Origin of the sequence: Haloarchaeobius iranensis, from assembly GCF_900103505.1 — an archaeon.
Classification (GTDB): domain Archaea; phylum Halobacteriota; class Halobacteria; order Halobacteriales; family Natrialbaceae; genus Haloarchaeobius; species Haloarchaeobius iranensis.
On sequence record NZ_FNIA01000004.1, the window covers coordinates 195183 to 208964 of the forward strand.

Consider the following 13782-nt stretch of genomic DNA (forward strand, 5'->3'; position numbering starts at 1 on the left):
CGTCAGTCACCCCCGTCCTGCGCCCAGTTCAGGCTGCGCTCGACCGCGTCACCCCAGCGGTCGTACTTCGCGTCGAGCTCCTCCTGGTCGCCTTCGGGGTCGAACGCGCGGTCCACCTGCCAGTTTTCCCGCAGCTCGTCGACGGTCTCCCAGTAGTCGACCGCCAGCCCGGCGGCGTACGCCGCACCGAGCGCCGTTGTCTCGTCGACCTCGGGTCGGACGATGTCGGTCCCGAGGATGTCGGACTGGAGCTGGCAGAGGAAGTTGTTCTTCACCGCGCCGCCGTCGACCCGGAGTCGGCCCATGTCGATGCCGGCGTCGGCCTCCATCGCCTCGGCCACGTCGCGGGTCTGGTAGGCTATGGACTCGAGCGTGGCACGGACGATGTGCTCGCGCTCGGTGCCGCGGGTCATCCCGACGATGGTGCCACGGGCACGGCCGTCCCAGTGGGGTGCACCGAGACCCGTGAACGCCGGGACCACGTACACCCCGTCGGTCGAGTCGACGCTCCGGGCGAGTTCGGCCGTCTGGACCGGGTCGTCGATGAGCTTGACGTCCTCGAGCCACTCGATGGCCGCGCCGGTGATGAAGATGGCACCCTCCAGCGCGTACTGGACGGGCTCACCGGAGCGCTGGAACCCGATGGTGGTCAGCAGGCCGTGGTCGCTCTTGACGGCCTCCTCCCCCGTGTTCATCAGGAAGAACGACCCCGTGCCGTAGGTGTTCTTCGCGTCTCCCTCGTCGAAGCAGGTCTGGCCGAAGAGCGCGGCCTGCTGGTCACCGAGCGCCCCCGCGACGGGCACCTCCGCCCCGAGGAAGCCCTCCGCGTCGGTGGAGCCGTAGGTCGCGTCGTCGCTCGACGGCCGCACCTCGGGCAGCAGCGTCTGGGGCACGTCGAACTCGTCGAGGAGCTCCGGGTCCCACTCCATCTCCCGGATGTTGTACAGCATGGTCCGGGAGGCGTTCGTGACGTCCGTGATGTGGTTGCCGGTCAGCTTGTAGATGAGCCAGGTGTCGATGGTGCCCATCAGGAGCTCGCCGCTCTCCGCGCGGTCGCGCAGGTCCTGCGGGAGCGTCCGCTCCATCTTCATCGGGTCGGCGTTGTCCAGTAGCCACTCCACCTTCGTCGCCGAGAAGTAGGCGTCGGCCTCCAGGCCGGTCTTCTCCCGGATCCACTCCACCTTGTCCTCCGATTCGAGCTCCTCTACCCTGTCGGTCGTCCGCCGGTCCTGCCAGACGAGGGCGTTGTGGACCGGTCGGCCGGTCTCCGAGTCCCAGAGCAGTGTCGTCTCGCGCTGGTTCGTGATGCCCAGCGCGGCGAGTTGCTCCGGGGCGAGGTCGGCCTCGGTGAGTGCTGCCTCGACGACCGACTTCGTGTTCTCCCAGATCTCCATCGGGTCGTGCTCGACCCAGCCGGGCTCCGGGTATATCTGTTCGTGTTTCTCGTATGCGTTGGCGACGACCTGTCCGGCGTGGTCGAACACCATGAATCGAGTGCCTGTCGTCCCCTGGTCTATCGCGCCGACGTAGTGCTTGCCTGCCATAGGTTCCTCCGTGTCCGCGGGCCAATGTTTACTCTTGGCCCGCAACCAGTAGTAAACACTATGGTAAACCCTGATAAAACTTGTGCGTGTTGTTCACAACCAGAGCAATATAGGGGCCACAGACGAGAGAATCAGCCGAACGGGTTTGGAACTAGCGCGAAACGTTGGAATAGTTTGTACTGAGTTACTGACGGCTGGGGTACCAGGGTAAACAATGAAGTACTCGCGGTCCCCAGTGTCGATATCCGGATGGCAACGACTACCGAAGTACTCGTCATCGGCGGCGGGTCCACGGGCGCGGGCATCGCACGCGACCTCGCAATGCGCGGAGTCGACGTGACGCTCGTCGAGCAGGGCAACCTGACACACGGTACCACCGGGCGCATGCACGGGTTGCTCCACAGCGGCGGCCGGTACGCCGTCGCCGACCAGGCGAGCGCGAGGGAGTGCATCGAGGAGAACAGGGTCCTGCGCGATATCGCCGGCCACTGCGTCGAGATGACCGGCGGACTGTTCGTTAAGCGGCCGGAGGACACCGACGAATACTTCCAGGAGAAGCTGCAGGGGTGTCGTGAGTGTGGCATCCCGGCCGAGGTCCTGTCCGCGGCGGAGGCACGCGAGGTCGAGCCGTACCTCGCGACGGACATCGACAAGGCCATCGAGGTTCCGGACGGGGCGGTCGACCCGTTCCGGCTCGTCGTCGCGAACGCCGTCTCCGCCGAGGAGCACGGCGCACGCATCGAGACCCACGCCGAGGTCGTCGACCTCCTGACCGACGGCGACGAGGTCACGGGCGCACGCGTCCAACACGACTCCGGCCCGGGCAAGCGCGAGCACGGACTGCCGGGGGAGACCGAGGACATCCACGCCGAACACGTCGTCAACGCGGCCGGCGCGTGGTCCGGCCAGCTCGGGGAGATGGCCGGCGTCGACGTCGAGGTCCGCCCGTCGAAGGGCGTCATGGTCGTCATGAACGTCCGGCAGGTCGACACCGTCGTCAACCGCTGCAAGCCGAAGGGCGACGCCGACATCGTCGTCCCGCACGAGACCACCGCCATCCTCGGGACGACCGACGAGGAGGTCGAAGACCCCGAGGACTACCCCGAGGAGGGCTGGGAGGTCGACCACATGATCGACGAGCTCTCCGAGCTCGTCCCCATCCTCTCCGACGCGCGGACCATCCGCTCGTTCTGGGGCGTCCGCCCGCTGTACGAGCCACCGGACACCGGGACGACGGACCCCACGGACATCACGCGGGACTTCTTCCTGCTCGACCACGCGGACCGCGACGGCGTCGACGGCCTGACGACGGTCGTCGGTGGCAAGTTCACCACCTACCGGATGATGGCCGAGGACGTGACCGACCACGTCTGCGACCTCCTCGGCGTGCGGGCGTCGTGCACGACCGCCGACGAACCCCTCCCGGGGAGCGAGAACCTCGACCGGCTCGAATCGGCGATGGACGACTACGGGCTCCGCTCGCCGGTCGCGCGCCGGAGCAAGGAGCGACTCGGCTCGTACGCCCCGGAGGTGCTCGGCACCGACGAGCCGAACCCGGTGCTCTGCGAGTGCGAGGCCGTCACCCGCGCCGAAGTGCAGCACGCCATCGGCCAGGCCGGCACCGACCTCAACGCGGTCCGGCTCCGGACCCGCGCCTCGATGGGGAACTGCCAGGGCGGCTTCTGCTGTCACCGGGTGGCGAACGAGCTCCATCCCGAGTACGACGCCGAGACCGCCGACGCCTCGCTCGACGAACTCTGGCAGGAGCGCTGGAAGGGCCACCGGCACGCGCTCTGGGGCGAGCAGCTCTCCCAGGCGATGCTGAACCACACGCTCCACGCGACGACCTGGAACCGCGACGGCGACGACGCGGACGTCGACTGGGACGCCTTCGCCGGCCCGACACGGACCGCCACAGACGGGGGGAGCCATGATCGGGACTGAGGTGCTCGTCGTCGGTGGCGGACTGGCCGGCTCGGTCGCCGCGCTCTCGGCCGCCCGCGACGGTGCGCGCGTCACGCTCGTCTCGAAGTCCGAGAGCACCCTCAGGCAGGCCTCCGGGCTCGTCGACGTGCTCGGTCGTGTCGACGGTGACCTCGTCGCGGACCCGTTCGCCGCCATCGAGGACCTCCCGGAGAGCCACCCGTACTCGGTCGTCGGGACCGAGGCACTCCGCGAGGGCCTGGCCCTGTTCGACGACGTGACCGGCGACCGCTACCGTGGCGGCGACCGGAACGCGCTCGTCCCGACCACGCAGGGGACCGTCAAACCGACGCTCCGGTACCCCGCGAGCGTCGCACCCGGCATCGCGGGCGACGGGCACGAGACCCTGCTCGTCGGCATCTCGACCGACCCGGACTTCGACGCGAAGCGAGCGGCGGACACACTGGCCGGGACCGTCCCAGGCGAGGTGCGCGGCGTCACCGTTCGGTTCCCGCGGCTCCGTGACGACGCCAAGCGCACCCGGTACGCGAAGCTCCTCACCGAGGACGCGGAGTTCCGCGACGCCCTCGTCGAGAAGATCGCCCCGAAGGTCGACGGCGCGGACCGCGTCGGCTTCCCGGCGGTGTTCGGCGAGGACCCCGCGTTCGTCCGGGCCGAACTCGAGGCGGGCTTCGACGCGGCCGGCGAGCCGGTGTCGGTGTTCGAGGTGCCGACCGGCCCGCCGAGCATCCCGGGGACGCGGCTCCGGGACCTGCTCCGCCACGAGCTCGAGGCGGCGGGCGTCGAGCTGGTCACCGGCGTCCCTGTCGTCGACTTCGAGGCCGAATCGGCGGGGTCAGGGGACGAGGACGGCGAGCGCGTCACGTCTATCGTCGTCGACCGCAACGGCGCACGGGTGCCGTACGCGCCCGAGCAGGTCGTGCTCGCGACCGGCGGCCTCGTCGGCGAAGGCATCGACTCCGAGCGCGACCGCGTCTACGAACCCGTCTTCGACCTCCACGTGCCACACCCCGAGGACCGGTACGACTGGTCCGAGGAACCAGCGTTCGGCGACCACGCGTTCGCCCGGTTCGGTGTGCGAATCGACGACGACGCACGGCCGCTCGACGCCGACGGGGCGGTCGCCTACGAGAACCTGCGCGCGGCCGGGGCGGTCGTCGGCGGTGCGGACACGGCGACCGGGAAGGCGGCGAGCGGCGTCTCGCTGGCGACGGGCTCGCGAGCAGGGACACGGGCAGCCACAGCAGTCACCCAGTCATGAGTACGGACAACGAGGACGACTTCGAACCGATCCAGGTGTTCCCCGAGGGCGACGCGGACCTGCGCCCCGGGGCGGACAGTTGCTACAAGTGCTCGACGTGCGACTCGTCGTGTCCCGTCGCGGAGGTCGACGACGACTTCCCCGGCCCGAAGTTCCAGGGCCCCGAGCAGTGGCGGCTCACGCGCAAGGAGGACCAGGAGATCGACGACTCCATCATGAAATGTTCGAACTGCATGCGCTGCGACGGCGCGTGCCCCTCCGACGTGCCGCTGAGCCAGATGCACAACACGGCCCGTGCCCAGTACGTCGAGGAGTCGATGAGCAAGCTCTCGGTGGAGTACTGGCGCAACCGACTGCTCGCGAACTACGGCACGATGGCCCGGTTCGGCTCGATGTTCCCGCGGCTCACCAACGCCGTCATGGGCAACTCGCTCGTCCAGAAACTCAACGACCGGTTCGTCGGTATCACCAGCGAACGCGACTTCCCCGAGTTCGCCACCGAGACCTTCCGCGAATGGTGGGCAGACCGCGGCGGGGCAGCCGTCGAGAGCGACGAGAAGCGCGTCGCCTACTTCCACGGCGACTACGCGAACTACAACACCCCCGAGGTCGGCAAGGCGATGGTCCGCGTCTTCGAGCACTTCGGCTACGAGGTGGCGGTGCCCGAGCAACGCTGCTCGGGCACGCCGATGTTCGCCAACGGGATGCTCGACGACGCTCGTCGTGCCGCACGGTTCAACGTCGAGACGTTCGCCGACCTCGTCGACGACGACTACGATATCGTCTGCTCGTGTACCTCCTGCTCGATGGCGCTCCGGCAGGAGTACCCCGAGCTGTTCGACTTCGACGACACCGAGCGCGTCTCGGCACACACCTACGACGCCGTCGAGTACCTCCGTATCCACGAGGACTTGGACGGCGAACTGGAAGCCGTCGACGACGTCGATGCCCCCGACTTCGCGTACCACGCGCCCTGTCACGCCCGCAACCAGGGCCTCGACGGGCAGACCACCGCCGTGCTCTCCAACCTCGGCGACGTCGACGCTCACGACGTCGGCGAGTCCTGCTCCGGCATCTCCGGCACCTACGGCTGGAAGTCGGAGAACTACGACGCCTCCATGGCTATCGGCGAGGAGATGTTCGAGCACATGGACGAGGCCGAACCCGAAACCGGTCTGACCGAATGTCCGACCTGTGCGATGCAGATGGAACACGGCAGCGACTACCCCGTCAAGCACACCTTGCAGGTGCTCGAAGCCGCGCTTACCGACCGCCCGCTCCCGGCCTGAGCCGGCAGCGTCCCCCGTCCCGTCTGCGGTAACCCGACGTTAGTGATTGCCGATTGATACAACCAGCAGCAGGAAATTTAAGTAGCACGACGGGTATCTACAGTTAACGACCACGACGGTACCCCGGCACTGCTCGGGCCACACGAGACGGTCACGACTGGCGAACCATCCCCCTCCTCCCCCGAGATACGGCACGACAGGGGTGGCGTAGTCGGCCGCGGACCCCACGGCAGAACCCGTCGATGGTATCGCCGGCACATCATGAAGGTCAGTTACAAGGAGACGGACGACCCCTGCGGCGTCGCCATCACGGACCAGATCAAGCAGCGACGCCTGCAGGTGCTGACCGACGAGCCGGTCTCACCGACTCCGACCGACGCCGAGTCCTTCGAGTTCCCCGTGGACGAGGCGTTCACGATCGTTGCCAGCGAGCTGGCTATTGCAAGAGCGGAGGAGGTCTACCTCCGAAGCGAGTGTGGTACGTACGACGGTCCAGTGAGCGCCCACACGAGCACGGAGCTGGAACGCAACGTCTACAGCCTCGACATCTCCGCTCCCGTCAAACTGTACTGGCAGTTCGATGGAGCGCCGAACATCACGAAAGGGGCTGATTCCACCCGCGTGTCATTCCAGAGCCCGACGCTCGTCGAGTTCGGCGTCCGAACGTATCACAAACACCCCGCCGGGACAATTACAACCACGAGCGACCCCGGCGACGTGATGCAGGCGTTGAGCACGCTCTCCTCCGCACTCAAGACGACAGCGAGCGAGCGGTCCTATCCGACACTTCGTGGGCATCCCCCACTGGTCGAACTTGGCGAGGAACTGCAGATACCGGACGGGTTCTCGCCCCCGGACACCGGTGTCGAACTCGTAATCCCGCCGGCGTTTCAGTATATCTACCCGGCAGCCCCCCTCGCGTTCTATCTGGGTGCTGACCTCGTCCCGGGGAAGGAACCCACGATTCGGACGGCGCAGTTCGAGCACGAACTCAACAGTGGACAGTGCTTCGAGGACGACGTCGCGACGCTACTGAAACGGATCCTGTTCCTCGACTGTATCGTTCGGACCGAGGGAATCCATCAGGTCGAACTCTACGAACGGAAACAGGTCGAACCGGAACTCCCGTTCGATATCGGGTCGATGTACGGCCGTCCGCTGGTGGAACAGCTCGAATCGTATCTCACTGTTTCGCAGGAGACCGTCGAACCGTACCTGCCACGGTGGTGCTTGACAGCACATCTCCCACACAAGGCAGACAAGGTGGTAGCTGTGCCACACATAGTCAACGATCTCGGAGTAATACGTTCGACGAACGGACAGACGCACTCTGTCTCGCGAACGGCGAACACTGTGGATTCGAGGGGTCGTGTACGGCGGTCTGCTCGGAACTCCGTCCCCGAGGAAGTATCTCTCCAGCTCGTCGAGCCGAAGGTGAACGACGAATCCATCGAACATGCGTGGTTCGGCGACCAGCTACCGATGGGTGCGTCGAAGGCCTCCGTGAACTCCTTCGAACACCAGTTGAAGCAGGGGCAACGCAGCGAGTCGATCAACATCACCGTCGTCTGTAACGACCCACGGATGCTGGACGAACAGGTCAGTCTGGACGACGTCTACGGCGACAGGGACGACCAGCCCTACAACATCGACTCTCACTTCGGTGTGCCACAGGACGAACTCGCCGATCTGTTGACCGATAACTCGTGTGACTTCCTGCACTACATCGGCCACGCGACACCGACCGGGCTACGATGCACGGACGGCGAACTCGATGTCAGGGAACTCGAAACGGTCGGGGTGAACGTCTTCCTCCTCAACGCGTGCCGTTCGTTCGAACAAGCCGAGGCGCTGGTCGAAAAAGGTTCCTTCGGTGGTGTGGCGACACTCGGCGACATCGTGAACGAACATGCCGTCGAGATTGGACACGCCGTCGCTCATTTTCTGAATCTCGGGTTCCCACTACGAGCCGCGATCGAACTCGTCCACGAGCACACCCACATCGGCGAGCAGTACCTCGTCGTGGGTGACGGCTCGGTCGATGTCGTCCAGTCCGACGGTGGTCCACCGATGGTCTGTCACGTGGAGGCCGTGGGAGGGACCTCGTACGAACTCAGCATCCAAACGTATCCGACGAAGGAACTGCAACTCGGGTCACGCACTGTTCCAACACTCGACTCCGTCGAGGAGTACTATCTGCTGCCTGGACGCATGAAGACCCTCGAACTCGAGGAGCAAGCGCTCGTCGATTACCTCACGTGGACGATTTCACCAGTCGAGTTCGAAGATGAACTCTACTGGAACAACACCATCGGTACTGTGGACTTCCAGTAATACGATCTGCTGCCGCAGAGTTTACGGCCCGGGACTTGCTTCCGCGCCGGTCGCGACGACGGGAGCTGCCTGCATCAGCAGCAGGCCGATCATGAACAGGACGCCGATCATACGGGGGTGCTCGGACAGCCAGTCTGACATCGTGCCTTTGTCGGACATTGTACTTGCATGGTTCGCGGGCACATACATCAAATTATCTTAATATTACTTATAAAATTTCATGGTTTTTTACACTATTGGTTTAGAAATGTCTTGTAATTCAGCAAAATGGGTAACAAATATCCATTCATAACGCCAGGTACCCGAAGTACAGCCAAAAAGTACAAATAATGGTTTACGCTCGGGCAGTTCCAATATCGTACAGTAATCACCAATCAACGCACCGGCAGTAGTCGGGCACTAGTAGTCGATTTCTTCCGTGAAGAAGTCGACGCCGAGCACCATCCCGCCCCCGATCAGCGCGAACACGACGACACCAGCGACGTCTGCCGTGGCACCGAACTGGGCCTCGGTCGTGATGGTCGTCGCCGGCTTCACGAGACCACCGACCATCAGGCTCACCAGGAACGTGAGGGTCCCAGCACGGTACTCCTGGAAGGCCCACTTCACCACGCGGGCCATCGTCAGCAGCCCCAACAGTGCCCCGGTACAGAACGTGACGACGACCGTGAACGACTCCGTGAGCGAGGCCAGATTCCCGCCATCCGCGAGACCGATGACGCCATCGACGAACGCCGTGAGATTCGTGATCATGTAGTCGTACTGATTCAGGACGTAGAGGAGGAACGACCCAGAGACGCCGGGGAGTATCATCGCGCAGACGGCGATTGCCCCCGCGATGAAGACGACGAAGTAGGAACTCCCTATCGCACTCTCGGGGAGGCTCGACACACCCGCCGCGAGGGCGATACCAACCAGCGCGACTGCCAGGCGTTGTGGCGTCCCCACGTCGACCTCGGAGTAAAGCACGACGGCGGAGGCACCGATCAGACCGAAGAAGAAGGCCGCGGTGAACGCCGGGAACTGTTCGAGCGTGTGTTCGAGGACCCGGGAGAGCGTGAGCACCGCGGAGGCGATGCCGAACCCCAGTACCATGAGGAACACCCCATCAGCTCTGACGAACAGGTCACGGAGATCACCCCGACCCTCCGTCGTGTGGAGTTCCAGCATGAGCCGGGCATCTGCAGGGTCGACGCTCGTGATTGCCTCGATGAGTCGTTCGTAGATACCGGTGATGAGGGCGATGGTCCCACCGGAGACGCCGGGAACCGTGTCCGCGGCGCCCATGAGGAACCCCTTCAGGTAGACGGAGAGTGACGGACGCATCGGTCGGTGGTAACCACCGTAGTGGGGAAAACAGTTCGCTTTCGGCCCGCTACGCGAGCGGTGCGTGGTGACGGACCGGGAGGAGCGCCCCGTCTGTCCGCTCTACGTCCTCGGCGGACCCCTCGGACTCGTCGCCCGACGACGTCGATGCGTTCTCGTCGAACGTGACCTCGATGGGCGAGCTATCCTCGTCGACGACCGCCGTCTCCGGGACCGAGATCCGAGTCGACTCGTTGTCGTACGTGACCTCGTAGTCACCGGTCGGCTCGACCGCCACGTCGGTCGCGCCGTCCTCGGGACCGAGTTCGTCGTTCGTCGCGTACGGCACCGTAATCTCGAAGCTGCCGTCCGCGTCGGTCCGGACCGTCTGCGTGTAGTTGAACGTCCGGTTCAACGTGTCCGAGGTGAGCTCGACGCGTGCGGTGACGTTCGTCGGACTGCTCACGTCGGCCTGCCCGGTGAGCGTCGCACCGGGGACCCGTTCGTAGGTCTTCACGGTCGACTCGGCCTGGGTGTTGTACGTCTCGAACTGCGGCCGGAGCTGGTACTGGAAGTACTGCTGGACCGGAAGCGGCTGGTTCACGAACCGCGACGGCTGTAGCGTCCCCGACTCGTTGATCGCGATGGACGTGAACACGCGCTGGTTCGACGCCTCGTGCACCAGGCGGTAGTGCTCCATGCCCTCGGCGTCGTCGAAGTAGAGCCGCGAGAGCATCGTGTTCTCGTAGGAGTCCGAGCGCGTCGGCAGCGCGGCCTGCTGCCCGCCGACGGTCACGTTCTCACGCTGGTTGTAGTACGACCCCGGACCCGGGCCGGTCCAGGTCGCGATAGCACCGAACTTGCCACCGGCCATCTGGTAGTCGATGACGACGTACTGGGTGTCCTCGCTCGCTTCCTGTTCGGTCTGCTCGTCGATGAGGCTCCGGAGCTCCTCGTTGCTGAGGTTGTAGATCGGCTCGTCCGCATCGTCCGAGTTCGGCATCGCCTCGAGCAGGAGGTTCGCACGCGTCTCGTTCTGCGCCTGGAGGTACGCAGACGAGATGCGTGCGTTGTGCTGGAACGGATTCGCCACCGGAACCCGCTCGCTCTTGGTCGTGATCCAGTGTCCGTAGTCCCACCACGACATCACGCCGTACGCGCCGTCCGGGTACTCGAAGTCGTCCTGGTTCGGGTACTGGTCGTAGTAGCCCAACTCGTTGTCCGCGTCACCGTACTGACCGGGTTCGGGCGTGTTCTCCTGCATCCACTCCGTGCTCTCGTTCCAGACGAGCACCGAGCCCGGGGAGAGGCCCTGTGCCTGCTTGTCGACCGTCGTCGAGGTCATGTTCGTCCCGGGAGTCAGCGGGACGAGCAAGAGCATCACCACCGCCACGATGGTGATGACCTGGTACAATTCGAAGTTGTACGACTCGGAGGAGATCTCCGTCAGCCCGATGAAGGAGACGATCCGACCCAGGAACCAGCCGTTCAGTGCCGCGATAGGCACGACGAGGTAGTAGTTGAATCGAACCTGCGTCAACGCCATCATGAACGTGAACAGGGTCCAGACGGCGACGAGGAGGTACTCCGCCCGGTACTCCTCACCAAGATACAGGTAAGAGAGGAGCCACACGAGCGCGACGAGGGCCAGGATGTAGCTCAGTCCGTACTGCGAGCCGAAGAACTCCGTCGCGGTCTGGAAGAACGGTTCGCCAGCACCGATGACGGACTGCGCTTCACCGATAGTGAGCGTCGTGTCACTCTGATTCAGTGCGACCGTCTGATTGAGACTACTGATGATCTGATTGTACACCGAGGGTGCGATGAATCGGGTCCCGACAAGACCGAGGATCAACAACGAGCCGACGCCGAGCGGGAAGTGGGCACGACGTTCGTCATCGTGCACGTAGTAGGACCCGAACGCAAGGGGCCCGGCGATGAGGAAGACGATAGCGAACGGATACGGGAGGAACGCGAACCCGAGGATTGGCGCCAGCAGGAGCGCGAGCAGGAGGACTGCGCTCAACGGCAGAACGACCGATCGAAGTGTTCGGACTTCCATATCGTCCCAGAGGCGTCCGAGGTAAGCAAGGAAGGCCGACCCCCCTGCGAGGCCGAGCGAGATACCGACCTGCAGCGGCGAGAGCGACGTGACGCCGAGGCTGAACTGATCGATATTCAGGAGGACCACCACTGCGCTTACAACACCGATGACGACACCGGTGTATGCGAGGTGGTCAGGAGACCGTCCAGCCTGGTATTCGATGACGAGCGCGATGGTGAAGAAGACCCCGAGGATACCGACGATGACCGCGGCAGGTGGCCAGACCCACATGTAGAGACCGACACCGAGGCCAGCGAGTGCGGCCCACTTCGTCGGTTCACGGAGTGCATCCCAGTCGCGGTCGAGCAGTAGTTCGAAGACGGGCTTCTCGCGTTCGGCCGACCGAAGGGCGACCATCACGGCGAGAACGGCGAAGGCCTGGAAAAGGACCTCTGCGACGTGGTGGTCGGAGAATCCGGCAGTGCTGCGACGGAGGAAGACGCCAGGAAGAAGTGCGAGGACCAGCGCTGCCGCGATTCCGCCCGAGCGGCCGCCGAGTCGCTTCCCGATGAAGTAGGTGGGAACGGCGACGAGCGCCCCGAACAAAGCCGGGGCGACCAGCAGTGTCATCCCGATTGTCTGCTGGGACGGGTCACCGAGCCCGACGACGAGAGCGGCCGTAGCGACGATCTGGTCGAACAGCGTCCCGAACTGGTCGGCCCTGACGCCGGTTGGGAACTCCGAGTAGACGTCGTAGGGTATCGTCCACGGCCAGTTCCGGGTCGTCCACGACACCTGCCGGTAGTGGTACCAGGCGTCGTTCCCGGCGAAGAATATCTCGCCGTTCCGCGTGAAATTGTCGAGCGGTTGGAGCCGAATCCACAGCATGAACAGCATTATCAGGCCCACGCTCGGCACGTGATACCAGCGTTCGATAGCTTCGAGGAGGGAGCCCGAGGTGGCTTGCTCGGTGTCGGCCTCCTCTCCGGTCGACGTACTCATTGTACGGGAGAAGTCCGAACCCACGAATAAGCCTTGTGTAATCGTTTCGGAGAGGAACAGGTTGTGAAAAGCGCGATGCAAAACGCTTATTCGCGCTTCGGGGGTGAATCCGAACGATGAACGTCTCCGTCGTCATCTGTACGTATCCGACGGACCGCTACGAGGTCTTCTCCGACGCCGTCGAGAGTGTACTTAATCAGACATACGACGACATCGAGGTCGTCCTCGTCATCGACGGTAACGAAGAGGTACACGAACGGGCGGTCGCGGACTTCGGTGACGAGGAGACCGTCCGCATCCACTGCAACGACGAGAACCGCGGCATCTCCTACTCGCGGACGAAGGGTGCCCAACTCGCTTCCGGGGAGGTCGTCGCGATGATCGACGATGACGCCGAGGCCGAACCCGACTGGGTCGAGACGCTGGTCGAGACGTACGAGGAGACCGACGCAGTCGCCGTCGGCGGGCAGGTGCTCCCCGACTGGCAGGTCGAAAAGCCCGACTTCTTCCCCGACGAGTTCTACTGGCTCGTTGGCTGCGACGAGAAGGGCTTTGGCGAGCACATGGAAGAGATGCGCAACACCTACGGCTCCAACATCTCGTTCCGCCGCAAGGTACTGCTGAACGTCGGCGGCTACGACGAGAACACCGGCCGCAAGGGTGACAAACACATTCAGGCCCACGAATCCACTGTCGGTGCGAGGATTCGTCGCGAGTACGGACGTGGCGTAATCTATGACACCGACGCGAAGGTCCACCACAAGCTCTTCGAGTACCGCGGCGACTTCCGGTGGCTCGCGAGCCGGTCCCTCTGGCAGGGCTACTCCAAGCGCATCATGGACCACATCATCCCCGAAGCAGCGGGCGACAAGAACGAGTACCTCGCGGACCTGCTCACGAAGCACGTCCCCGAACGGCTCGTCTCCCTCGTCAGAGAGCCCGAGCCTGCGAAGGTGAAACAGCTCGTCGCGCTGTTCGTCTTCACCGCGATGGTCGGGTTCGGGTACGTCTACGCCATCCTGAAGCCGAACCTGCTCGACGACTACGAGGACTGATGAG

At 64.4% G+C, this 13782-nt stretch carries 9 protein-coding genes; 5 read left to right on the forward strand and 4 right to left on the reverse strand.

From position 1 onward, the window contains the following. Positions 1-2 precede the first annotated feature (2 nt). Positions 3-1544, reverse strand: coding sequence for a glycerol kinase GlpK (gene glpK, locus BLT27_RS05115; RefSeq protein ID WP_089731963.1), 1542 nt, complete (start codon positions 1542-1544; stop codon positions 3-5). 249 nt (positions 1545-1793) lie between these two features. Here glpK and glpA point away from each other — a divergent pair, with 249 nt between their 5' ends. From glpA to BLT27_RS05135, 4 genes are all read left to right on the forward strand, one after another. Then, positions 1794-3488: an anaerobic glycerol-3-phosphate dehydrogenase subunit GlpA gene (glpA, locus tag BLT27_RS05120; RefSeq protein ID WP_089731964.1), complete on the forward strand. Its 1695-nt coding sequence runs from the start codon at positions 1794-1796 to the stop codon at positions 3486-3488. Beyond that, positions 3475-4749: a glycerol-3-phosphate dehydrogenase subunit GlpB gene (glpB, locus tag BLT27_RS05125; protein WP_089731965.1), complete on the forward strand. Its 1275-nt coding sequence runs from the start codon at positions 3475-3477 to the stop codon at positions 4747-4749. The genes glpA and glpB overlap by 14 nt, the downstream gene beginning before the upstream one ends. Then, positions 4746-6038 carry an anaerobic glycerol-3-phosphate dehydrogenase subunit C gene (locus BLT27_RS05130; protein ID WP_089731966.1) on the forward strand — a complete coding sequence of 431 codons (1293 nt, stop codon included), beginning with the start codon at positions 4746-4748 and terminating at the stop codon, positions 6036-6038. Before glpB ends, BLT27_RS05130 begins: the two co-directional genes overlap by 4 nt. A gap of 399 nt (positions 6039-6437) precedes the next feature. After that, positions 6438-8372: a hypothetical protein gene (locus tag BLT27_RS05135; protein WP_139172255.1), complete on the forward strand. Its 1935-nt coding sequence runs from the start codon at positions 6438-6440 to the stop codon at positions 8370-8372. Between the two features lie 21 nt (positions 8373-8393). On the opposite strand, the gene BLT27_RS19655 is transcribed toward BLT27_RS05135, so the two are convergent. The 3 genes from BLT27_RS19655 to BLT27_RS05145 all read right to left on the reverse strand — a co-directional run bounded on the left by BLT27_RS19655 (position 8394) and on the right by BLT27_RS05145 (position 12723). Beyond that, on the reverse strand, positions 8394-8531 hold the full coding sequence (locus BLT27_RS19655) for a DUF7503 family protein (RefSeq protein ID WP_175526385.1): 138 nt from the start codon (positions 8529-8531) through the stop codon (positions 8394-8396). 240 nt (positions 8532-8771) lie between these two features. Further along, positions 8772-9698: a DUF368 domain-containing protein gene (locus BLT27_RS05140; protein WP_089731968.1), complete on the reverse strand. Its 927-nt coding sequence runs from the start codon at positions 9696-9698 to the stop codon at positions 8772-8774. Positions 9699-9747: 49 nt separating this feature from the next. After that, on the reverse strand, positions 9748-12723 hold the full coding sequence (locus BLT27_RS05145; RefSeq protein ID WP_089731969.1) for an STT3 domain-containing protein: 2976 nt from the start codon (positions 12721-12723) through the stop codon (positions 9748-9750). A gap of 116 nt (positions 12724-12839) precedes the next feature. On the opposite strand from BLT27_RS05145, the gene aglG reads away from it, so the two are divergent. After that, complete coding sequence (gene aglG, locus BLT27_RS05150; RefSeq protein ID WP_089731970.1) at positions 12840-13778, forward strand: glucosyl-dolichyl phosphate glucuronosyltransferase; 939 nt, start codon at positions 12840-12842, stop codon at positions 13776-13778. Positions 13779-13782 lie beyond the last annotated feature (4 nt).